General features: G+C 45.0%; 15 protein-coding genes. 5 read left to right on the top strand and 10 right to left on the bottom strand.

All coding sequences use genetic code 11. The features are described 5' to 3' along the window. Positions 1–47 precede the first annotated feature (47 nt). Genes IRJ18_RS08555 through IRJ18_RS08535 form a run of 5 tightly spaced genes read left to right on the top strand, consistent with a single transcriptional unit; the run spans position 48 to position 6,390 of the window. On the top strand, positions 48–1,061 hold the full coding sequence (locus IRJ18_RS08555; protein WP_194105767.1) for a family 43 glycosylhydrolase: 1,014 nt from the start codon (positions 48–50) through the stop codon (positions 1,059–1,061). 2 nt (positions 1,062–1,063) lie between these two features. Further along, positions 1,064–2,038: a glycoside hydrolase family 43 protein gene (locus IRJ18_RS08550; RefSeq protein WP_194105766.1), complete on the top strand. Its 975-nt coding sequence runs from the start codon at positions 1,064–1,066 to the stop codon at positions 2,036–2,038. 9 nt (positions 2,039–2,047) lie between these two features. Then, positions 2,048–3,052 (top strand): arabinan endo-1,5-alpha-L-arabinosidase, encoded by a 1,005-nt coding sequence (locus IRJ18_RS08545; RefSeq protein WP_194105765.1) that lies wholly within the window; start codon positions 2,048–2,050, stop codon positions 3,050–3,052. Between the two features lie 5 nt (positions 3,053–3,057). Continuing rightward, positions 3,058–5,154, top strand: coding sequence for a glycosyl hydrolase (locus tag IRJ18_RS08540; protein WP_194105764.1), 2,097 nt, complete (start codon positions 3,058–3,060; stop codon positions 5,152–5,154). A 3-nt stretch (positions 5,155–5,157) separates the two neighbouring features. Further along, positions 5,158–6,390 carry a glycoside hydrolase family 28 protein gene (locus tag IRJ18_RS08535; protein WP_194105763.1) on the top strand — a complete coding sequence of 411 codons (1,233 nt, stop codon included), beginning with the start codon at positions 5,158–5,160 and terminating at the stop codon, positions 6,388–6,390. A gap of 3 nt (positions 6,391–6,393) precedes the next feature. On the opposite strand, the gene IRJ18_RS08530 is transcribed toward IRJ18_RS08535, so the two are convergent. From IRJ18_RS08530 to IRJ18_RS08485, 10 genes are all read right to left on the bottom strand, one after another. Further along, positions 6,394–8,811 (bottom strand): glycoside hydrolase family 31 protein, encoded by a 2,418-nt coding sequence (locus tag IRJ18_RS08530; RefSeq protein ID WP_194105762.1) that lies wholly within the window; start codon positions 8,809–8,811, stop codon positions 6,394–6,396. 34 nt (positions 8,812–8,845) lie between these two features. Next, a complete protein-coding gene (locus IRJ18_RS08525; RefSeq protein ID WP_194105761.1) occupies positions 8,846–9,994 on the bottom strand; it encodes a glycoside hydrolase family 88/105 protein in 1,149 nt (382 codons plus the stop codon). Between the two features lie 3 nt (positions 9,995–9,997). Then, entirely contained in the window at positions 9,998–12,991 is a 2,994-nt protein-coding gene (locus tag IRJ18_RS08520; protein ID WP_194105760.1) for a glycoside hydrolase family 2 protein, read from the bottom strand. Between the two features lie 175 nt (positions 12,992–13,166). Next, positions 13,167–15,332 (bottom strand): hypothetical protein, encoded by a 2,166-nt coding sequence (locus tag IRJ18_RS08515; protein WP_194105759.1) that lies wholly within the window; start codon positions 15,330–15,332, stop codon positions 13,167–13,169. Between the two features lie 10 nt (positions 15,333–15,342). After that, positions 15,343–16,413: a glycoside hydrolase family protein gene (locus IRJ18_RS08510; protein ID WP_194105758.1), complete on the bottom strand. Its 1,071-nt coding sequence runs from the start codon at positions 16,411–16,413 to the stop codon at positions 15,343–15,345. Between the two features lie 149 nt (positions 16,414–16,562). After that, entirely contained in the window at positions 16,563–17,387 is an 825-nt protein-coding gene (locus tag IRJ18_RS08505) for a rhamnogalacturonan acetylesterase (RefSeq protein WP_228072642.1), read from the bottom strand. Positions 17,388–17,393: 6 nt separating this feature from the next. Next, the gene (locus tag IRJ18_RS08500; protein ID WP_194105757.1) at positions 17,394–18,158 is read right to left on the bottom strand and encodes a rhamnogalacturonan acetylesterase; all 765 of its coding nucleotides are present in this window, start codon (positions 18,156–18,158) and stop codon (positions 17,394–17,396) included. Continuing rightward, positions 18,155–18,949, bottom strand: coding sequence for a rhamnogalacturonan acetylesterase (locus IRJ18_RS08495; protein ID WP_194105756.1), 795 nt, complete (start codon positions 18,947–18,949; stop codon positions 18,155–18,157). Before IRJ18_RS08495 ends, IRJ18_RS08500 begins: the two co-directional genes overlap by 4 nt. A gap of 1 nt (position 18,950) precedes the next feature. Next, positions 18,951–21,284, bottom strand: coding sequence for a glycoside hydrolase family 2 TIM barrel-domain containing protein (locus IRJ18_RS08490; protein ID WP_194105755.1), 2,334 nt, complete (start codon positions 21,282–21,284; stop codon positions 18,951–18,953). Between the two features lie 12 nt (positions 21,285–21,296). Further along, a complete protein-coding gene (locus IRJ18_RS08485) occupies positions 21,297–24,230 on the bottom strand; it encodes an exo-beta-1,4-galactosidase (protein WP_228072640.1) in 2,934 nt (977 codons plus the stop codon). Between the last annotated feature and the right edge of the window lie 64 nt (positions 24,231–24,294).

Here is a 24,294-nt window from a genome sequence, read left to right as displayed (position 1 = left end):
CTACGAGATTGCCACGTCGCTCCGCTCCTCGCAATAACAATTTGAAAATGAAACGCTTAATCTACATATTACTGTTATTATTCACAAGGTACAGCTATGCCCAGGAACTGCGCACTAATATCCCCGTGCATGACCCGGTAATGATTAAGCAGGATAGCGTGTATTATGTGTTCTGCACCGGCAATGGCATCAACGTGTGGTCGTCGACAGATATGGTGCATTGGAAGGCCGAGCCTAAAGTATTTGCAACAGCACCGCAATGGGCGGTTGAGGCTATCCCCGGCTTCAGGAACAGTATTTGGGCGCCTGATATCTCCTACTACAAAGGCACTTATTATCTTTATTACGCGGTATCGGCATTTGGTAAAAACACCTCGGCTATTGGTTTGGCTACCAGCCCTACGCTGCACACCAATAGCCCTGATTATAAATGGACTGACCACGGGAAGATCATCCAATCGTATCCCAACAAAACCAATTGGAACGCCATAGACCCAAACCTGGCGGTTGATAAGGATGGCACGCCCTACCTCAGCTTCGGCTCCTTTTGGGATGGGCTAAAGCTTGTAAAGCTCAATAAAGACCGCTTGAGCATCGCCGAAAGTCCGGATAACCTGCCAACCATTGCCAGCAGGAAAAAGGCCACGTCTGATGCTAATCCGCCCGCTATTGATGATAACCCTAAAGATGCCGGAGGCAACGCTATTGAAGCGCCGTTCATTTTCCGTAAAGGGAAATACTTCTACCTGTTTGCCTCGATAGATTATTGCTGCAAAGGCCCGCGCAGCACTTACAAAATGATCGTCGGTCGCTCAAAAAATATAAAAGGGCCTTATGTTGATAGCAAGGACATTCCGCTAAGTCATGGCGGTGGCGATATTGTTTTACAGGGCGACAAGAACTGGTACGGCGTCGGCCATAACGCGGTCTGCGAATTTGATGGCATTGATTACCTGGTATTCCACGGGTATGATGCTGCCGACAACGGAAGATCTAAACTAAGAATTGAGAAACTCAGCTGGGTGAATAACTGGCCTGTGGTTGAGTTAGCTAAACCATAAATATGAAGAAACTACACATATTACTCTGCGCTGCGCTTGCATTTTCAGGCTTAACCGCTTCGGCGCAAAAGGCTGATACCGTTATCCATTCAAACGGTAACCCTATCATCCGTCACCAATACACCGCCGACCCGGCCGCACTGGTTTATAAAGGCAATGTATATCTATATACCGGGCACGATGAAGCGCCGGTGAAAGTGAACAGCTACCGCATGCACAACTGGCTTTGTTTTTCATCAAGCGATATGGTGAACTGGACAGAACACCCCTCTCCCCTAAATGTAAAAGATTTTGCCTGGGCTAAAGACGATGCCTGGGCGGGACAGGTAATTGAACGCGATGGGAAGTTTTACTGGTATGTGGCTGTTGAGCATGGCACCATTCATGGTAAAGCCATAGGTGTGGCTGTAGCCGACCGGCCTGAAGGGCCATATAAAGACGCGCGGGGTTCGGCAATAATCACCAACGATATGACCACCCAAACCAAAATTAGTTGGGATGACATTGACCCTACCGTGTTTATTGATAACGACGGCCAGGCTTACCTGATTTGGGGAAACACGGTTTGCTACTACGCTAAACTGAAGAAGAATATGATAGAGCTTGACGGAGATATTAAAACCTTTACGCTACCGCATTACACCGAAGCACCATGGATACATAAGCACAAAGGCTGGTACTATTTGTCGTATGCTTACGAGTTCCCCGAGAAGACAGCCTACGCCATGAGCCGCAAAATTACGGGGCCGTGGGAATATAAAGGTATACTGAACGAGATTGCCGGTAACAGTAATACCAACCATCAGGCCATTATTGATTTTAAAAGAAAGTCATACTTCATTTACCATAATGGCGCGATAACGCCAGATGCCGGAAGTTTCCACCGGTCGGTGTGTATCGATTATCTGTACTACAATCCCGACGGCACCATAAAAAGAGTGGTCATGACATCGGAAGGTGTAAAACCTGTGAAATAAATTAATTTTATGAAAAACATCGTAAAAACATCAAATAACATCTTATTATTATTTATAATTATTTGTTTTTATTCGAAAACTATCGCGCAAGATATACCCTTACAGGGTGATATAAGGGTACACGACCCAGTGATGATAAAACAAGGCGACACCTATTATGTGTTCCACACCGGCAAAGGCATCAGCATAAAAATATCGAAGGACAGGATACACTGGACAAATGCCGGCCGGGTATTTAATCCCGAAAACATGCCTTCCTGGTTCAAAAACGACATTCCAAATCAGGATGGCAGCCTTTGGGCGCCGGATATCCATTATTATAAGGGTAAGTACTATCTATACTATTCCGTATCGGCCTGGATGAACTTTAATTCGTCGGTTGGTTTGGCAACCAATACCACGCTTAACCCAAAAGATCCTGATTATAAGTGGGTTGACCAAGGCCAGATCATCAGTTTTAAGAATGGCGGCGAAGGCGTAAATGTAATAGACCCTAACGCTATACAGGATAAAGATGGGAAGGCGTGGCTGGTTTACGGTTCGTTTCAAAAAGGACTGCGCCTGGTTCAACTTAATCCTGAAACAGGCAAACTCCTAAGCGATCCGCCTGAGTTAACGACTATCACCACCAAACTGGGCGAGGGTACTTTTATTATCCGCGGGCCTAAATATTATTATATTTTTGCTTCGCGCGGTATTTGCTGCAAGGGCTTAAGCAGTACCTACCAGATAGTTATTGGTCGCGCAAAAAGCATTAAAGGCCCTTATCTAAATAAAAATGGGGAAAGCTGGGTAGATAATAAATATACCTTGTTTTTGGAAGGCGATAACGAAGAGCCAGGCCGTGGTCACAACGGCTTTTTTACCGAACGCGATACCACTTTTATAGTTTACCATGCCTATACCCGCTCGGCCAATGGCGCATCGCTGTTAAACATCAAACCCATGTATATGGATGATGAAGACTGGCCTACCCTTACTCCCGGAAAAAAATTATTCAAGCTTAACCAATAATCCACGTGAAAAAACTCATACTACTTATGGCCTGTCTGTCGTGTGCGCTTAACCTTAAAGCACAGAACGCGGTATGGCAAAGATTGACCAATCCTACATATGCGGAAATGCAGGCTAACCTGAAAAATTATCCGCTCCCGTACGGCCAAACCCTTACCTGGGGCTTGCAGGGGCCTGTTACACGGGAGAGTATTGTTAAAGATCTGGATGCTATCTGTAAAACAGGCTTACGTGTTGTTACTATCGAAGCCGGCTATAAAATGAACGATCCTTACTTGTCAGATGGCTGGTTTAAAACCGTACAAATAGTGGTAGAGGAATTGAAAAAACGGGGCATGCACCTGTGGATTATTGACGAAGGTAAATACCCAAGCGGTTTTGCCGGCGGTAAATTCAGCCGTGAACGGCCAGATTTGCGTATGCAAGGCCTAGTGGTTTATAAACGTATCGGTTTAAAAGAAGGCGAAACCGCGAATGAACAATTAGACCAATCGGTAATCAGCGCTGTTGCGGTTAATAATGAAACTAAAACGAATGAGATTATTGATATCAGCAATCATCATTTAAACTGGACAGCCAAACCGGGCGAATGGCAAGTGTTATTGATACAGCATCGCTTTAAAACATCAGTAACCCGGGCTTCAAACAACCCAACAGGCGGCAAGGATACAGTTAATTCCCTTTGCGATTATTTGAACCCTGTGGCCACGCGCCAGTTTTTAGAATTTACCCACGTGCAATACAAAAAATATATTGGTAACGAGTTTGGCAAAACGGTTTTAGGTTTCCGTGGCGATGAACCAGAATACAACTTTACGCCATGGACACCGGGACTGGATTCTATCTTTAAAAAGCGTAAAGGCTATGATGTTAAGCCTTTTATCGCTTCATTCTTTACCCCAAACCCAACCAAAGAACAAAAGTTAGCTAAGGCTGATTTCTGGGATGTATGGTCGGACTTATACCGGGACAATTTCTTTAAAGTTCAGGGCGATTGGTGTGCGCAGAACGGCCTTGAATATATGGTACACATTGACCATGAGGATATGCTGATGGACCTGGCCCGTACCGAAGGCGACTTTTTTAAAGATATGCGTTACGTTCAGATACCCGGCGTTGATGCCATTTGGCACCAAATATGGTATGATAACGTGGCCGATTTCCCTAAGCTGGCCTCGTCTGCAGCGCACTTGTATGGACACCCGCGCGCTTTGAGTGAAAGCTTCGCAGCCTATACCCCTAAGCCAACAGTAGACGATGCCCGCTGGGTGGTGAACGAGCAATTGGTGCGAGGCATTAACCTTTTCGAGTTTATGTTCTGGTCATCATCCGCAGGCGGTCGCGGCGGGCCATCTGGTTATATGGCCGAGGCAGGATTCCCCGCTATGGTAGATTATGCTAATCGCGCTTCGTACCTTTTAGCCAACGGCAAGCCAGCAGCACAAGTCGGTGTCTATTGCCCTACCGAGAGTATGTGGATGGGTAATAAAGAATCGAATACCTCGCTATTGGCCATCAGCAAGCAATTGTTGGAACACCAGGTTGATTTTGATTACATAGATAACCAATCGCTGGAAACCGTATTTAAATTGGGCAAAGGCACATTTACCAATCAAAGCGGTCAGCAATACAGGGCTATTATCATTTCAACCGTAAGTGTAATGACTGAAACGGCTATTACCCGATTAAAAGCATTCGAACAAACAGGTGGCAAAGTGATCTATACCGGGCCGTACCCGGAAATAGCCGGAAAAACTTATAAGGATGCTCGCTTATCAAACATAAAGGGAAAAACAACCGAATTGACTAACGCCGTCATTAACACATTACCAAAAGATGTAAAATTAAATAACCCTGCCCCTACCATTAAATACCTGCACCGTAGCTGGAACGATGCGGAATTATATTTCTTTTTCAATGAGGGTGATCAGCCACAAAATGTTAAAGCAACTTTAAGCGGCAGCGGTAAAGCAGAGCTATGGGACGCCGCGACAGGAAACATAGCACCTATTAATGCTCTAAATAAAAATGGCCAATCTAGCCTTACACTTGATCTGCCAGCGCATCAAACAAAATTTATCATTATTCACCGCACAAAATAGGTTATGAAAAGGGTTTCTTTATTAGTTGTAATAGCGTTGTTATGTTCATCGTTCATCAACAAGGCAGTCAAAACCTACAATATTACCGATTATGGTGCTGTGGGGGACAGCCGAACCATCAATACAAAAAGCATCCAATCAGCTATTGACGCGTGTTCGGCTAAGGGCGGCGGTACGGTGCTGGTGCCGAAAGGTATTTTTATCAGCGGTGCGATATTCCTGAAAAAAGGCGTTAGCTTATCGGTGGCTAAAAGCGGTGTACTGAAAGGTTCCATCAACCAGGACGATTACCCGCAAATACAAACCCGCTGGGAAGGTGAAGAACGCCTGTGGACATCCGCCTTTATTAATGCTATTGATCTTGAACATATCAGCATTAGCGGCGAAGGAACTATTGATGGTTCAGGAGATGCCTGGACTAAACGCGGCAGGTCGGCCAGCGGCCAGCGCTTAGGCCGCCCGAGGCTGATATGTTTTCAGAATTGCAAAGATGTAAGCATTAGCGACCTAACGCTGCATAATCAGGCGGTTTGGTGCCTGCATGTATTGTACTGCTCTAAAGTGTTAATAAAAGGCCTCAATATCAGCGCGGATCACAACATCCCCAGTTCGGACGGGATGGATATTGACAGCAGTGATGACGTGCATATTACTGATTGCAGCATTGATGTGAACGATGATTGTATCTCTATCAAATCGGGCAAGGACGAGGATGGCTTAAGGGTAAACCGCCCGAGCACTAACATCCTGATAGATAAATGCCGGTTTGATTACGGCCATGGTGGCGTGGCTATGGGCAGTGAAACATCAGGCGGTATTAATAAAGTGTTGGTGAAGGATTGTGTAGTTGATGCTAATAACTGGGCGCCTATCCGTTTTAAAACACAGCCCAGTCGCGGTGGCGTGGTAGAAGATATTACTTACCAGGATATCACCCTGCACGGCACCAAAAAGGCTTTTGAATTTAACATGGCCTGGCGTATGGTTGGCGCTGCGAAGGCGCCATCGCAAATACCGCCGGTGGTTAGAAACATCAAACTGATAAACATTAAAGGCGACGTTGATGCTGTTGGCGATATGCACGGGTTGGCTACAAGCCCTATCCGTGGTGTGATGTTTAAAGATTGTGCAATCACTGCTAAAACCGGTTTCATACTGGAGCATGTAGAGGATATAGACCTTGCTGGATTAAAGCTACAAGTGCTGAACGGCGAGAGCGTTATCCGGAAAGATTAATACCTATTTCACCACCAAATTTATAACGGCACGGTTGCTGTGGATTGTTTTAATCCAAAGCAGGTTATTAGCTTTATCATAATACCAGCCGGCTTTGGTTTGTAGATCTTCCGCGCTCCCCGCTTTCTTCAAACCTTCATTATTTTCGGTTATGGATGACGGCGCATTACCATTATTCCAGTGTATTTTAGTTAAATAAGTGTGCGAGGTTGGTATGAACTTCCCAACAGGTGAAGCAATATTCACAGCTAAACTTTCATTGCTGCTTACTGTGGTTATATTAGTTATGCTCGATTCACCTTGCTGGTATTTCAGACTGGTGCCATCATCTTCATACAACTGAAACTGTGATGATTTATAGGGGAAAATATCCAGGGTAATCTCATCCACAGGTTTTTCGTCCATATACCTGCGGGCGTTTTGCATAGGGATAATAGCGTCACCTTTTACAAATAGCGGCAATTGATCCATTGGTGTCAGGATGTGGATGTATTGCTTGCCGGTATATTTCTCCCCCGTCCAATAATTGAACCAGGTACCCTCAGGCAGGTAAACAGTTCGTGTTTGCGCGCCTTTAACCGTTACAGGTGCTACTAAAAAGCTATTGCCGAACATGTATTCATCTCCCACATCGTAAGTATTAGTATCATCCTGATGTTCTAATACCAGCGCCCGCATCAACGGCATACCAGTTTGATATTGCGTATAGGCGTTGCTGTAGATGTATGGGATCAAGCGGTAACGCAGGTCATCGTACTTTTTAAAATTGGCTAAGGCACCTGCCCCATAATTCCAGGGTTCTTTATAGCCGGGGTGATCCATCCCAAACACCATAGCTACCGGACTAAACATGCCGAACTGCACCCAGCGCATATACAATTCAGGGTCGGCAGGATGTTCGAAGCCGCCCATGCAATGCGCCCAATAGCCCACGCCGGATAGTCCGATATTTATACCAGCCTTAATTACCGGCGCGAAGTATTGCCACTCGCTCGGCCAGTCGCCGGCAAAAATATAGGGGTAGCGCTGTATGCCTGCGTACCCTTCGCGGGTTTGGTTTAAACCGCGCATACCGTTATATTCCTGAAATTTAAGGAACGGCGCTTTGGCATAAGCAATAGGGAAAACGTTATGCAGTTGCGATACCACCTTGCCCGTGGGCCCAACTTTTTCACTTTCATTAGCCAATGCACCAAAGGCGCTACCCTCGTCGGTTTTAAGGAATTTGGCGCCCAGCGATGCTACTTTCATTACGCCATTATCCCACCACCAGTTCACCGCATTCTGATCAAACACATTCACAAATTCGCCGGGATTATCTTTTTCAGGATAAGTAAAGCCTTTGGCACGGGCCTGATCGAGCAAGTGGAGGTTTTTTGAGTTATCAAAACGCGGACGGATATGCAGACCCACCATTTTGAAGTTCATCGCATACAGGCTATCGAACATAGACTTAGGATTTTTGAAGGTTTCGCGCCATTCAAAAGTAGTCGCGCCTTTACCGCCGTTCTCGCCAAATAAACGCCAGGTAGAATCCAAGATCAGGATATCGACGGGAATACCCATCTCCCGCATTTTACGCCCTAAAGCCACCACATATTTATCAGAAGTAAGTTCCTCGTGCCCCCATGTACCGCCACTGTAAGTGCCCATGTGCAGGCCAAAAGCAAAACGGGATAACAGTGGTGATTTACCAGTAATTGAGAGATAACTATTTAATATAGAAGGAAATGAAGGGCCATAAACAAAGTAATAATCCAGTTCGCCATCGGCAGCCTTGAAGCTGTAGGTATTATTGCTGGTATTACCCATATCCCATTCCGTTGCGGATGAATTATGCAAGAAAACGCCATAACCGCGCGTACTCATAAAAAACGGCACAGGGCAATAATTAGCCTCGTTGATATTATAAGCTCCCAACAAATTATCCCGGCTTTTGCCCCGACCAACATCCAGTTTCAATAGCTTATTGCGCTGATCGGTAAAGTCCATCCGCTCACCAAATCCAAAAAAATGCTCATCAGGTTGTAGCTGTTTGGCGCTGCCTACTACATCCTTATCGCGCGTTATACCAATTTTATCCGCAGAAATTAGTTTACCGTTTACCGTATAAACACTTACCCCAAACGGTGCTTTGCTAACTTTAACAACAATCTTCCCTGTGGAAAACGAAGTGATACTTTTACTATCAGAAACCTTTACCGGAATATTTGGCCAATTATAGTTTATCTGCATCAGATGCTCATCGGGTGCAAATTTGCCATTCTTACTTACTCGCACCCTGAACATATCTGCCGAACAGAACTCCAGCCTTACCTTTTCATTTTTATAATTGAACAAGTAAGTGTTGCCTTGTTTGGTTTGGGCAAAAGTTGTCAGGCTTATTATTGACCCTAAAATAATTCCGGTAATTCTTTTCATTAATTATATCCAATAATATGGCTTATATAATGTGTTATTTCGCCAGTTTATAAACCTCGCTGCCGGCTAAAAGGAAACAGCCTAAGCCGTAATCCTCAAAATCAGGTACGTTATCATATCCAACCGGCTGACCGTCTTTAGGCTCTTTACCCGTGCCCTGCACATAGCCCAGCATACCATCTTTGTGCAGACATTCGGTGCTCATGGCGTTCCAGGCTTTCGTTAGTACAGGTAAATAAGTTTTCTTTTTCAGGATGCCATTATTAATACCCCAGGCCATGCCGTAAGTAAACAAAGCAGTGCCAGATAATTCCTTACCGCCAAAATGCGATGGATCTTTCAAACTCACGTTCCAGTAGCCATCCTCGCGCTGCAACGGAATCAGCGCTTCCATCATTTCCTTATAGGTTTTCAGATATTCATCACGGTGCGGGGCATCTTTCGGCATAATTTCCAACACGCGTAGCAAAGCCGCTACTACCCAACCATTCCCACGTGACCAGTAACAATCAGCACCGTTTGGTTCTTTGTAGGGGGGCACAAAATCTTTATCGCGCCACCATAAGTGGTCTACAGGGTTATATAAACCCTTGCCGCCGTGTACCGTTTTAGTGTAATTATAAATCTGGTACATTTTTTCGTAGTACTTGTTGTCGTTATACAGCACACCAAATTTGGCAAATACCGGCATGGCCATCTGCAATGCATCTACCCAGTTCCAGTCATCAATTTTGTCGCTGTTCACCATCAGGTCAATGCATTCCTGCATCTTTTTAATACGTTCGGGCTTTTTATCGATCATGTACAAGTCGATATACGTTTGAGCGGCGCACTGGTTATCAGCATTACGGGTAATTTTACCATCACGCGGGCCCCATTGGTGTTTTTCGCCCCAGTCAACCGCGTAATCATAATACTTTTTTTGTGGATCAAGCTTATACATAGCCATCAAACCCTCGTAATAAACAGCGCGTGTCCACAAGGTACTTTCACGGGTAACACCCTTTACGGTCACCTTAGCACCAGGATCCGGCCACTTTTGCATAAAGTATTGGTTGGCCAAAGCCATATCGGCCATTACTTTAGTTTTTGAAGGCAGCTTTTGCGAAAAGGCAGTGGCGGTTAAAGCTAAAGCCAGTCCCAAGCTTATAATGGATTTTCCTTTTATAGATAATTGGTTCATTATTTATGGTTTAAGATTTTTATATATCTCAATTTCATTTATTCCTAATACTGACTTTCCTTTTGGATCGGGCCCTACGCTACCCGGATCATCTTTTTTACCGGTTACTTCCACCAGGCCAAACGCGTCCTTCTCGCTGTTAGCGCCCGATAACTCAATAGTTAACGAACTGCCGGTAACCGCTTTAAACGGAATGGTGATATAACCCAAGCTCTGCGAGGTTGTGCCTTTGTAAACTTCCTGCTTATCCACCAAAATACGGATAGGATATTTACGGGTGCGCCAGCCGTTCATTTTCATAGTGACCTCGTTTATCAGCGAAGGTTTATCGAAGGTATACTTTATCCAACCGTTGGCCAACACACCGTCGCTTATCCAGGCCGACACCTCATTGTCGTCAAATGTTTTTATCACATCAGCCGCATTCGAGCCCGCTGTGGCATCTTTTATAGCTATCGGGATACGAGACACCACATATGATGGCCCGGCTGGTGTAGGGCCCCGTTTTAAGCTGCCTTTTTGCACTTCGCCGGGAATGGTAGTCGCCAGACCGTTAACGACGTTAAATGGTTTTGAATCGATACTGGTTGTGGTAGCTTTTAAGCCATCTGCCGATGCGGTGAGGGTAATTTTCCCAGCTTGCGGAGTTGAACGAATAATAACCCTATTGATACCACCAGCAACAGGCAGGCTTTTTGAAAGGATAAAATTATCAGTGGCACCATGGGCTAAGCTGCCGCGCCATTCAGCAGGGCCATCCAGTTTAAAATTGATGGTGTTTAACGCTGTAGGACAACGGTTTCCTTGAGCATCAACAACTTCAACATCAACCAAAGCCAAATCAGCGCCATCGGCTTGTAAACCTGTCGGGCCGGTATGCGGGGTTAACTTAATAGCTACAGGTTCGCCTGTAGTTTTCTTTTGGGCTTCATCAAGTTTAGTTCCTTTTGCATCAAAGCTGATAGCCTTTAAAGTACCCGGCTGATAGTTCACATTTTTAAAAGTAAACAGAAAATGGTGACTGTGTTCACCGAAACCTAATGATTTGCCATTTAACTGCAACTCAACTTTATCGCCGCTTGATACTACATATACGTTCTTAATAGTCCCTTTTTTATAATTCCAGTGACCGATGATATAGCTGTGATTATTAGCCACATCTACCCAGCCGTCCCACATTGCCTGGTGGGCGTAAAACGCATCCTTAGGGATACGCATGGCATCAACCTCGCCGCTGGTACGGTAATTCTCTTCACCTCGGAAGTGTGTATTTGAATCGGAGAAAATAATATTTACCCCGCCTGAACTTACACGTTTGCCGGTTCCGGGGCGCTCGTGCCAGTAATCAAACCAACGTACCACATCCTCAATAGCAAAGGAATCCTGGTTATGGTTGTACGGGCCAGGTTCTTCTTTGCGTTTAGGGCCATCGCCATCTTTGTGATATGGCGGGGTTTGTTCGTCCCAATAAACGCGCGGGCCTTCATCGCGGTTATATTCCATCTCCCAGAAAGGAATGCGCGCGCTTTTGTCTACATATAGCATTTCGCCGCCATATTCGGCGACTTTGCTATCCAGCATTTCGCGCGAACCTGAAGCGCGGCCGCCATACGGATCATACTGGTCGCGCACCATGCGCATGTCTTTCATGTGGTCTTCACTAACGCCTTTGTTACCAGACTCATAAAACAATATGCTGGGATTATTACGATTATAAATAATAGCATCACGCATCAGTTCTACACGCTGCTCCCACTGGCGGCCTTTGGAATCTCCCTCGGCATCGCCGGCAGGCATATTCTCTATTAAACCTACCCTGTCGCACGATTCTACATCCTGTTTCCAGGGCGTAACATGCATCCAGCGCACTAAATTCCCGTTACTTTCAACCATCAGGCCGTTACTCAGATCACTCATCCAGGCGGGTACGGAAAGACCGATAGCAGGCCATTCGTTAGTGGTGCGCTGCGCATAGCCGTGCATTTGTATCACCCTGTCATTCAGCTTAATTTCCCCGTTACCATACTCGGTTTTGCGGAAGCCGGTTCGGGTTTTTACTACGTCGATAACCTTTCCGTCAACCTTTAAAGTTGTATAAACATCGTACAAATAACCGTAACCCCAGCTCCAGAAATTAAGGCCGGAAACCGGTGCACTTGCCTTAACTATCTTTGTTTCGCCGGGAGAAATACTGTATTGGCCACCGTTAATGATTTTTACCGTCTTTCCTTCCGGATCATCGATTTTTACCTCGAATTGGAAATTTTTAGCCGTTTTCTCTTCGTTTTTTATTTGGGACTCCACAGTGACGGTCGCCTGCTTTTGCGGGATGTTAAAATCCTGTGCGTAGACATAAACGCCGGTGGTGCCGAGGTTGGAATACAACGGTAAAGTTTGATAAAGCGGATTGGTAATATGCAAGTAAACGCCTTTTGATATTCCGCCATAGTTAGCGTAAAAATTACTGTTGTTCCAATGGTAAGCGGCATTGGTCGATTTCTCTTTATAGTCCCAATGGTTATCGGTGCGCACGGCCATCACGTTTTCTTCGCTACCGAATTTCAGGAACTTAGTCAGATCAAATCCAAAAGCCATTACCCCATTTTCGTTGCGGCCAACAAGCTGTCCGTTCAGATAGACATCACCCGCCTGGCGGATGCCTTCAAACTCTATCAATACTTTCTTTTGGGCGTATTCGGCAGGAATTTTGAAATGCTTGCGGTACCAGGCAATGCCGGTGCTTAAGTTATGTATATCTACTTTAAAAGCATCGTCCTCGTTAAAGGCGTGCGGCAACGTTATATTCTTCCAATCGGTATCGTTAAACCCGGGTTGATCGGCGCCCGCGACATCACCTACAAACAGCTTCCAGCCGGGGTTGAAATTAAATTTAATGCGCTCTTTTTGTGCTGGTTGAGCATTGGCACCTATAGTAAAAAGCAAACCTGCGACAGCCAATAGCAGCGCGCATGTGAAATATGATATTTTAAGCTTCATAATTGGTTCAAAACGGTGGTTACCGAAGGGGTATTTACAGTGCTATATTAACACATATCCCGTAAAGAAGCATCCTGTTGTGTCCTGCTTGGTTAGTGATTAGAGATTGGTCTTTCAATGTTTATCGATAATTAACTATACATGCTAACTAATCTCCAATTAACTAATGACTAACCTACGGCATCCTTTTCAACCCTTCCCACTTCACTTTCCATTTACCGTTTTTCGGGAAGCCAGGCGCATCGCCTTTGCTGCCGTCCCAGCCGGCGCACATCATGGCAATAGTGGTGAGTAGACCACCGTTACCGGGCAGGTAAATGGTTAAGCGGCCATCCTGATAGTTGTGGCCATCAGGCAGGTAAGTATTGGTTTTTACATCCATAAACAACGCGTCGATAGCTTTTTCAGGCATATTCAGGCGGGCGGCGGTCATGGCGGTCATCGGGAAATCCCAGCCCCAGGTTTTTGGCCAGTTCCAGCCTTTCCAAATCACATCAAATGTGCGGTGCATCACGGCGGTATCCATCATTCTGCTCATCGGCATCATACCATAAGCAGCCAGCGTTGATGGGTGGTCAGTAATGTTTTTAGGATTAGTGTATGAATCAGGTGCGCTTTCAGCTTCAAGGTATACACCATCCTTTTTCGGTAAAGGTGATAATTTGTTTATTACCTCGTCCCACTGCTTATCCCGTGGTAGTTTTAAACGTTCCCGCCATTGCTGGGCAATGCCTAAGGCCCAGTTCCAATAAGTCAGTTCGTAAGGAGGATTAAAAGTATTTTCCGCTTTGTGGACTTCCTGCGATGGGATCAATCCTTTGCCTAAACGATAAGTGCCTTTATCCTTATCAAAATAAGCGTACGACGCCATAAATTCGGCTGTCGAGAAAACAATATCCTTATATCTTTCTAATGTTTTTTGATCGGGATGTGCGCGGTAAGCCAGTTCGGCCATGTAAATTGGGTGTGGTTGCTGCCAGATAAGGAATGCTCCTACTGATGACGGGCTTTCATTACCATCCGGATCGGTCATTTTGGGCCACCGCACACCTTTATAACCTTGTCTTTCAGCTATGGCGCGGCCCTGGTTTTCTATTTTCTTAAACCAATCTAAACTATTCTCCATCAGTTCAGGATGCCCCCACAGTGCAAAATGTATTTTGTGCCACCATACCATTTCCAAATGCGGGCGACCGTACCAGCTATTATAAGTAAGCCCGGTTTCCTGCGGTGGTTCATACCCCGAACAATTTACCCGCATTAAATATTGCGACAGCACAATGCGCCGTTCCAGTTCATTAGCCCGCGGGTCGGTACTGCCGGCAAGATCTACAGCGCCGCCTGTTGACCAGTAATTTTTCCAGGCAGTAATACCGCTTGATTTAATGACATCAGAACCATAATACGGTATATTTTTCTTATTGAACGGTTTCAGATCATCCCTGAAATTACAAGACAATACCAATTTATTCGTTGTATTGCCCGGTGAGATGATATATTCATGCGCCCGTCCCTGTTTTACTTTAGCTGTACCGTTCCAGCTTAAGTTTACCACATAGCCTTTACCATCTACCTGGTGATGGATATTCGTCCCCAAGGCATCTGTAAAACCAATTTCCGAAGTATGTTTATCATCGTTATTGTAATTCGTTCCCATATCGGAAAACTGGTTGGTTGGATATGGAAACCGTACTCTTATTTTCAATCGCCCTTGTTTTACCAACGCCGAGGTCACATCAACATCAATAGCACTTGCCGTACCATGCGCGTAAGTAACCACATCGACAGTTTCGCCCTCTACTGTAAAATGGCTTTTGATAGTACCTGTCCACAGGTCAAGCTCCTGGTGGATGTTTTTGATATCGTTAACATTAATTTCTCTTCCATCCTTTTTAAGTATCAACAAACCTAAATTCCCTAATTGCAGCCGGTGTGGGTTTTCCCTAAAATAGTTAACGGCGTCTTTTACATGCTGGGGCGCGTTATTCTGTTGAACTGAATAAGTAACATCGCGTCCGTTAAAATGATAGGTCTTTAATGTTTCGCTGAATTTATACTCAGACGAAAGCTTAAGGTTCCCCCAACCCCAAACTGATTGCGTGCCCAATGGTACCTCTTTTTTGTAGTATTCCGGGAAGGTTTGCATGCCGGTCGCATCAACCGTAAAAGCAAAATTACCATTACCTACCGACAGCGACGACAGGGTGTCCATAGCCGTATTTATTACATTATGGCGGCTTACCAGCGCCTTGCGATCAATTTTTTGAATTTGCTTTTGCGCGATAGACAGGCACGGCGATAGAAAAAAGATAATAGTAACAGCTAATTTGAATTTCTTCATTAGGTATTTATTAGGATTCGATCTTAAAAATAAATGGCGAGGCGGTCATATACTTCCCTCCCTGCGATGTGGTGAACATGTAGGTTGGCTTACCTTTCTGGAATAGCAGTTGTGGTCGTTCAAAACGTCCGTATTTGTTCAGGTATTTTGGCGGTGGTGGTTGTACAATGCCATAGTGGTCGGCGTTAAAGTAAGCTATCTCCGGCTCATTCCATTTCTTGCCGGTTTTGGATTCAATATACAACCCATCCTGGTGATTGTAGACGCCCATATCCCGCGCCAGCATTTTAAATTTGCCTTTGTCCAGCCATACAAAAGCATCTTCTAATTGGGCATTGTGGCCCTTACCCGAATAATCAATTACCGGGTTACCTTCATATTTTACATACGGGCCTTCCAGTTTATCGGCAATAGCCAGCCCATATTTACGGTTGCCTTTCACCAACGGATCGGTACCTGTTTCGTATTCTTTGGTGTTCCACGATTTGTAGAACAACCAGTATTGTCCGTTAGGATGTTTTACAAATGCCGGGTTAGTAGTACAATGGTCATCCCAGGCACCTTCAGGTCCCGGTAACAGCAGAGGCGCGTCAGGGCGCGTCCATGGCCCATCAAGCGATGGCGCGGTGGCCAGGCCAATGCGCTTGGTATTGGTTTTACCGTTGTTATTGCCCATAAAAAACAGGCAGTATTTCCCATCTACATATTTGATAGATGGGTTATGGCAGGTAGTGGCATCCCAGTATCCCGGGCCACGCGGAGCCAGTATCACGTCTATAAATTTAAATTCACTTTCAGGTGTATCGGCAATGGCATGGCAAATCTCCGAACCGTTTATCCAGCCGCCCATTTTTTTGCTGGCCACCCAGCGCGAAAAGAAGACATGGATTTTACCGTCCGGCCCTTCTATGGGGCTGTTACACCAAACATAGTAGCCGTCCATCTCCAGCGCCCGGCCAACTGGTTTTAGTTTTTTAGCAAAAGCCGATACATGGTCTTCGTCGTTTCCTAAAGCCAGCCCCGGCATTAATCCCACAGCCGATGCCATGCTTAAGTATTGTATAAATTTCCGTCTTTCCATGTTACTTAAAACTCTTATCAAACAGTCATTGCGAGGTACGAAGCAATCTCCAAACTATACATCAAGTTTTTGCATGTTTGATTTACTTACGTAGAGATTGCTTCGTACCTCGCAATGACGTGCTGGGTATTTCACCTCTGTGAATGAAGCTATTTCAAATACTTATTCAACGCCAGGTCAGGGTACGATTTTATGCCATCAACAACAAATTTGCAATTTAACCGCGCACCTGCTTCAATGGTATGCGTATGGTCGGCATGGAAATAGGTTGATCTTACCTTCTCCTCACCTTCCTTGTCATAATCATCTGCAACCATGGTATTCAGGTCAATAAAATAAGCACCCGTTTGCACAGCCACTTCTTTAGACCAGGCACCGTAGCTATCCTTCATGTTACGACTGGTGGCTTTACCGTCCTTCCAATCATTACGCGGAATTGGCGAACAGATGATGGCGGTAGCACCTTTGGCCTTAGCTTCATTAATGTATTTGCGCATATACCAACCATAAGAATGCACTACTTCCTGCTTCTTCATGTACTTCATAGGGTTAAATACTTCCTTTTGCTCATCCCCCACACCTTTAATGGTGCCACGCGCACGTGCGGTATCATCAAGCGGGCCGTTATCATTGTGGCCAAACTGCATAATAATAAAGTCGCCGGGTTTAATTTTTGCCAGCACTTTATCCCATAAACCCATATTGATAAACGAACGGCTGCTGGTGCCGCCCAATGCATCATTTTCAATATTGATACGGGTGGTGTCAAAATATTCGTGAATGTAGTGCCCCCAGCCCCATTGCCCATCCGGGCCCATCTTTTGGCCGTCATCCCTGCCATTCTTAACGGTTGAATCGCCTATCAGGTAAAACGTAGGCTTATCCTGTGGTTTAACAAACATAAATGATGATAAGGCAACAATAGCCAGCATCAACATTAACAGACCGGTATTTTTATGTATAAAGCTTTTCATGTTCTATTATTTAAGATAATTATTAAGGGTAATGGATGGCTGAAGCTTCAAGCCGTCAACAAAAGACTGCGCATTGATAACCGCGCCTGCTTTGTTAGTATGGGTATGGTCGGTTCCGAACAGGGCAAATACTTCGTCGCGGGTTAGCTTATTGTATTTTTCGGCAGTGATCGTATTCAGATCAATAAAGGCAACACCTTCCTGTTCGGCCACCTGTTTTGCCCACAGGCCATAATCTTTATTGGCTAAAACAATTTTTCCATCCTTATCCCACTCCCTGCGGGGGATCATAGAAACCACTATTGGCGTAGCGCCTTTGGCTTTGGTGTCCCTGATAAATTTACGCAGGTACCAGCCATAGGTATGTACCGTTTCAGGTCCTTTTGCCCAATTCAGCACAACAGAGTCTTCGCCAATGCCTTTTAATACACCACGGTAACCGCCTTTTGTAGTATCGGGTTTACTACCTTCGTTATGGCCAAAACCCATAATCACAAAGTCGCCGGGTTTAAGCGCGGAATCTACCTTAGCCCAGCGGCCTTCCTTTACAAAAGTGCGGGTGCTGCGGCCAGCTGTGGCACTATTGACTACGTTAATTTTTGAGAGGTCTAAGTGGTCGACGATGGTTGTCCCCCAGCCCCAAAGCTCTTTATCGTTATTATGCATGGTAGAATCGCCCACCATATACAGCGTTGGTTTTTGCTGGTTTATAAAGGCCAGCCCTGCAACAGCAATTGTAACCAATGCCACAGCTATTTTAAGTCGTTTCATTTATTTAAGAGGTATTTATTTAACGGATTATCAGGATTTGCGCGAATGCCTACAACTACCGATTGCGCGTTTACCGTAGCACCTAATTTGGTAGTGTGCGTTTTATCAGGTGCGAAGAATTTGTTTACAGAATCAGCGCCTAATTTTTCATACTTATCGGCGGTGATGTTGTTCATATCAATAAATATCACACCTTCCTGTTCGGCTACCTGTTTGCTCCATAAACCGTAATCTTTATCGGCACGGGGCACTTTACCATCGCGAAATAGGTTATGTGGTATCATCGACAACACCATTGGTGTGGCGCCTTTAGTTTTTGCTTCGCGGATAAACTTGCGGATATACCAGCCAAATGTGTGTACTATTTCGACAGAGCCATTTGGATAGATGAGATGTACTGTATCTTCGCCAATACCCTTCAACACTCCGCGACCAATAGCCCGGCCTGCCGCATCGGCATTTGGCGGTGTGATACCAGGTTTGGCACCTTCGTTATGGCCAAACACCATCAGTACATAATCGCCTGGTTTTAGCAAGGAATCAACCTTATCCCAGCGGCCTTCTTTTACAAAGGTGCGGGTGCTGCGCCCGGCCATGGCGTGGTTGGCGATGTTGATCTTTGTGGTATCGAAAAAATCGCTGATAGCAGTCCCCCAGCCCATTAACGGCAAAGTATTTTTGGTGGTGGAATCGCCAATGATATAAATGGTGGGCTTTTGTTGAAAAGTAAACGCAAGGCCAATTAACCCTGCTACCAGTATCATTAGTCCTATTTTAATCGGCTTACTCATTTTATTTCACAATATCTACGGTGATGGTACCATCGGCTAATCCTTGCGATGTGGCTTTGATAATAGCTTTACCAATCGCGCTTCCCTTAATAATGGCTATACATTTACCACGATAAGTATGCCGTGCATGTAACGGAAACGCATCGTGATTGGCAAGGTCGCCGTTATCAGTGACGGTAATTACACCAGGGCCGGTAATATTAAAATCAATTACGTGGTTGCCATTAGGGCAAGGCACGCCGTTAGCGTCAACCACAGTTGCAGTTACGTAGGCTACATCGTCCCAAATGTTTGCAATTTTAGATTTATCGACCGTTAATAATATTTTGGCAGGTTGACCGGCAGTTTTTAGTTCGTCGGTTTGTACTATTTTGCCTTTATTTTTACCTACCGCTTTAATCGTACCTTTTTCAAAAGGCATAGTCCAATCACGTGGTGAATCGTCAGCTGGTTTTGGTTTCGTTCCTAACGATTTACCATTCAAAAACAACTCTACCTCATCGCAATTGCTGTAAACGGAAACCCTTGCCATAGTATAATTGCTGATATCGGCAGGTGTCCAGTCGGCTACCATAGGGCTTGCCGCGGCATCGTCCCTTTTGCGAACAATATGCACAACCGGTTTATCCGACCACCAGCTTTCGCGCTGATAACTTAACGGGCGTGAGCCGCCGGTACGGTCTAACAAAGCCTGCCCATTCACCACGTTTGGCCAATCGGCTTCGCCAAGGTAATCAACACCCGTCCATAAAAATTGACCGGCTACATATTCATGATCGCGCAGGGAAAGCCAGGCAGTCAGGGTATGGCCATTTTCGGTACCAATTACTTTCCAATCAGGGTGCGCCGTATGCGCATCAACCAATTCATTCTCCCGATAGTTTTGGCCTACCACGTCCATCATTTTAGCAAAACCATTATCATAAACCTTTGATACGTTCGGACGGAACAACGCCATGGTTACTGGCCGGGTGCCATCTGTTTGGTGTATCAGGTCCTGCATATCACGATACTTCTTAAAACCCGAGGAATCACCCAGGTTATCATGTATCTCGTTACCAATGCTGTAGATCACTATTGAGGGGTGATTGCGGTCGCGCAATACCATGTCTTTTGTATCGGTTAAACCCCATTCTTTGAAAAATTTATCGTAACCGCCTGCGCCGCGCACTTTGTTAGCTTCCCAGGTATCAAAGTTTTCGTCCATCACTACGAAACCCATCCTGTCGCACAGATCTAAAAACTCAGGCGCCACCGGGTTGTGCGAGGTACGGATACCGTTCACGCCAATATCTTTTAATAGTTGCAGCCTGCGTTCCCATACACGTAAAGGCACAGCAGCCCCTAGCGCGCCGCCATCATGATGCAGGCAAACGCCTTTGATCATCAGCTTTTTGCCGTTCAGCACAAAACCTTTGTCAGCGGTAAATTCAGCGGTGCGGATGCCAAAAGGTACTGTTTCACTGTCGAAAGTTTTAGCGCCAGATGACACTTTCACAATTGCTTTGTACAGTGCCGGATGTTGAGGACTCCATAATGTGGGGTTACGCACCTCGTAATCCCCTTCAACAGTAGCAGACTTGCCGGGGGCAATATCATGGCCAGCCGGGTCATATTTACCAGCCAAGGCAACTTTTCCTGTTTCGTCTAAAATATTAACAAAAACCGCCGCAGAAACTTTTGCTTTTGAAGTATTGACAATGGTAGTTTTAACATGCACAACAGCTTTTTCCGGGCTAACTTTAGGTGTAGTTACAAACACACCCCAATGCTCAATATGCACAGGGTTAGTCACAATCAGGCGTACATGGCGGTAAATACCCGCGCCGGTGTAGTAACGCGAAGCCGGTTGCACTTCATTATCCGCCCTTACAGCTATGATGTTGGTTTTTCCCTTACCAAAATTCAGGTGGCCTGTCAAATCATAAGCAAAGCTAATGTACCCATAAGGGCGCTTGCCTAAATGATAACCGTTTATCCAAACATCACTATTGGCCATTACGCCGTCAAATTCAATAGAAACGAGTTTTTGCGCATCGGCGACATCCATTTCAAAGTGTTTGCGGTACCAGCCTATACCCGCTGGCAAATAACCACCACCGCGACCAGTGGGATTATTTTTATCATAAGTACCGAATATGCTCCAATCGTGCGGCACATCTATTTTTTGCCATTGCGTGTCAGCAAACCCAGTTTTATCCGCACCGCTGGCATCGCCCTGGTAAAATAACCAGGCTTTATCAAACGGGGTTATCTCACGCCCTTCGTTATTCTGAGCTTTTGAAATAGCCGCCGAAAAAAGTGATATGAAAATAAGTGTATACGTTTTGATCATAAGTATGATGTTTTATTTCGTCTTCGCTTTTGGTTTTAGTTCATCCGGTGCGCCATTGGTGTAGGATATAAACACCTCTTTAGATGGTTTGCTAAATAAGTTTTCAATAGTATTGATGGGGATCTCTACAGATGGTTTAAATTGCGGCGAGGCCATGTATTTCATAATGCTATAGTACAACTGTCGTGCGGCTGGTCTGTCGGAATCTATATCAGGTGATAGGTCCGCACTGCTAACAATAATACTGCCCTTCCCTACCTTTGCCTCTAATATAAACGCTAATGGCCGGTTCATAAACCAGGTATCAATTGGCTGCACCAAGGCCCTAAAGCTTTTGGGGAATTCTTCCAGGTGCATTACCTGCGCTTTTTTTAGAATATCCCACCAGTTCATTTCGCTATAGCCACTATTGGGGAAATCATTAAATATGGGATGCTTAGGATCACATACAAAACCCAACGTATGTGGCGGGCGCATTTTAAACCAGGAAGTATTCCAAAAAACGGGTGTGAAATTTTGGATGATCTCCTTCCCTTTTACCACTTTTCCTGCCCCGTTTAAAAATACTTTACCACCATTTGCCAATACTTGCCTGGCTTTATCATCAAGTTCGGTAGTGTAATAAACATCGGTATTTACTTTAGCTATTTTTTCAGGATACACCCAAAAATCCCAGTTGTTGCTGAATGTGGTGTTTGGCACAGCAACATCTAAATTAAGCTTAGTCGGCCTGGTGATATTTGATAAGGCTACGCTAACTTCGCCCGCTTGCTGGCAATTGTTGAGGTTGTAGCTTTTTCTGTCAAAAGTACCTTGGGCTATTATTTGATGCTGATCGTTTGTTAACTTCCAGGTTAACGCGGCATTCATCGGCCTGGTGTAATTGAATAATTCTACATTGGCCTTTAACGTCTCGTTGTTGGTATAGACAAATTTTTCTGTAAGTATTAGCGGCACTGTTGAATTACAGAAGCGCGAGAATTGCTGGGGCGTAACGTAACCTTTATTATCCCAAAATGCATTCAGTACGCCTACCAACGCTGTCCCTTGGCCTGGGTAATCATTTAATGATAATAATTGAAACCCAGAATAGCCCGGTGTGCGCATCATTTTTTCCATATCATGCTTGTAGCACAAAACCTGCAGTTTCCCTGTGGCATACAAGAACTTCTCAGCTTCATCAGCCATACCATGATCTTTTAGGTCTTCCTGAAAAAGTTCAAAGTTTTTGGCGCGATAAATACCGGTATATTTTTTAATTTCCTTAAAATCAGGGAAAGCGCAATATTGCCCAACCTCGTGCGCTACGTACGGTACATTGAACTTGGCAATTTTAGCACTATGGTCTGAATTTGATTCAGGGCGCTGGTTCCAGTTCAATCCCCGCGCATCGGCACGTACCATAAACTCGTTATTAGGGATAATTGGCCAGCTGCCACCAACTGCGCCACCTGTATAAATACGGCGACTGTCTTTCGCTTTCCAGTAATCAACAAACTTAGTCAGGTATTCTACTTGCTTACCCGCGGGCTCGTTGCCGTAACCCAACATACAAAACGACGGGTGGTTGCCGTATACTTTACTTATGCGATTAGTTTCATCATAAATATACTGGTCAATTGGCCGGCCTAACCCTAAACCACTGCCATGATTAGCCCATGAAGGTCCTTCAACATAAAGGTATATACCGGCTTTATCAGCTGCATCAAAAGCGGCCTCGGGCGGGCACCACGAGTGGAAACGCATATGGTTTAATCCGTACGCCTTGCAAATGGCGAAAATCCTGTCCCATTCTTTCTCAATCATAGGCGCGTAGCCTGTTAACGGGAATTCACAATTATTTACTGTACCACGCAGAAAGACGGGATTACCATTGATGGTAAAGTTTCGCCCTTCTGCTTTAAACTCGTGCATCCCGAAGGTAAGCTGTTTAGTATCTGCCGGAGCATTACCTATCACTAATTTGGCTGTAAGCTGATATAAGGCCGGGTTAAATTCATTCCAGGTTTGCATTTTATCGCCCATAGGCAAATCAACCATTATTTCGGTAACGCCATTGGCTATTTTACAAGGTTTAACTGCTGAAGGCACGCTGCCCTGAAGTTTGGTATTAGACAATTTTGCTATTACTGTTATCTTTCCATTTACTTCAGGCCCATCGTTTTTCACGGTGAACTTCACATGTGCCATTTTGTCTTTCAAATCAGGATATATCTGCACGTCATCAAGCCATGTTGTAGCGCCTGCGTGTAACTCAATCTTCCCGACAATTCCATTCCAGTTTCCCTGAGTATGATCGGTTATGCTATGCGAATCAGGACCTACATTAATGGCCTTGATCCGGTTATCGATACAAATACTAAGCGTATGTTTCCCCGGGGATATTTTGCCGGTCAAATCAAACTCGTGTGGCGCAACCAGGCTGTTTTGCATGCCTATTTCTTCGCCATCAACCCAAAGTTTGGTTTCCGTATGCGGGCGTTCAAGAAATAGCACCACCCTTTTGCTTTTCCAATCGGCTGGTATAACCACATCTTTTTGGTACCAGGCGGCACCAGTATAATGTTTATGGGGGGTAAGCCAAAAAGGTATCTTCAAATTTCCCGGCTGGCGGTATTTTGCCATCCGCGGATTATAATACCACGAGCTATCATAAATACTGCCTGTCCATTTTGTTTTCAGGGTGATGTTATTGCCTTTCCAATTCTCGGCCATCGAACCCGGCAAATGGATAGTATCACCTAATTGTTTTAAATACCATTTATCGCCAATACCTTTATCTGTAGAATCGATTTGAAAACGCCATTGCCCAGCTAAAGGGATGATATTGCCTGCCTTTTTAACCGGCGGCATGGACAAAGCACAGCAAACAATGCCTAAAATAGCAGTGGCTGATATAGTAAATCCTTTAAACTTCTTATAGTTGTTGTTTAGTTTTTTTGGCATCGGTTAAATTAGAAATTATCTTATGCCCGGCGGCAATAATTGGTACACGAACTTATAAGATAAT

Origin of the sequence: Mucilaginibacter boryungensis (assembly GCF_015221995.1) — a bacterium.
Taxonomy (GTDB): domain Bacteria; phylum Bacteroidota; class Bacteroidia; order Sphingobacteriales; family Sphingobacteriaceae; genus Mucilaginibacter; species Mucilaginibacter boryungensis.
Note: the sequence above shows the minus strand (reverse complement) of the source record. Positions and strands in the feature narration are given on the sequence as shown.

Coding starts and splice junctions, on each gene's coding strand:
- IRJ18_RS08505 (WP_228072642.1), bottom strand. CDS start 17,387: ATGAAAAGCTTTATACATAAAAATACCGGTCTGTTAATGTTGATGCTG.
- IRJ18_RS08485 (WP_228072640.1), bottom strand. CDS start 24,230: ATGCCAAAAAAACTAAACAACAACTATAAGAAGTTTAAAGGATTTACT.
- IRJ18_RS08510 (WP_194105758.1), bottom strand. CDS start 16,413: ATGGAAAGACGGAAATTTATACAATACTTAAGCATGGCATCGGCTGTG.
- IRJ18_RS08500 (WP_194105757.1), bottom strand. CDS start 18,158: ATGAAACGACTTAAAATAGCTGTGGCATTGGTTACAATTGCTGTTGCA.
- IRJ18_RS08535 (WP_194105763.1), top strand. CDS start 5,158: ATGAAAAGGGTTTCTTTATTAGTTGTAATAGCGTTGTTATGTTCATCG.
- IRJ18_RS08545 (WP_194105765.1), top strand. CDS start 2,048: ATGAAAAACATCGTAAAAACATCAAATAACATCTTATTATTATTTATA.
- IRJ18_RS08520 (WP_194105760.1), bottom strand. CDS start 12,991: ATGAAGCTTAAAATATCATATTTCACATGCGCGCTGCTATTGGCTGTC.
- IRJ18_RS08490 (WP_194105755.1), bottom strand. CDS start 21,284: ATGATCAAAACGTATACACTTATTTTCATATCACTTTTTTCGGCGGCT.
- IRJ18_RS08555 (WP_194105767.1), top strand. CDS start 48: ATGAAACGCTTAATCTACATATTACTGTTATTATTCACAAGGTACAGC.
- IRJ18_RS08550 (WP_194105766.1), top strand. CDS start 1,064: ATGAAGAAACTACACATATTACTCTGCGCTGCGCTTGCATTTTCAGGC.
- IRJ18_RS08525 (WP_194105761.1), bottom strand. CDS start 9,994: ATGAACCAATTATCTATAAAAGGAAAATCCATTATAAGCTTGGGACTG.
- IRJ18_RS08495 (WP_194105756.1), bottom strand. CDS start 18,949: ATGAGTAAGCCGATTAAAATAGGACTAATGATACTGGTAGCAGGGTTA.
- IRJ18_RS08530 (WP_194105762.1), bottom strand. CDS start 8,811: ATGAAAAGAATTACCGGAATTATTTTAGGGTCAATAATAAGCCTGACA.
- IRJ18_RS08515 (WP_194105759.1), bottom strand. CDS start 15,332: ATGAAGAAATTCAAATTAGCTGTTACTATTATCTTTTTTCTATCGCCG.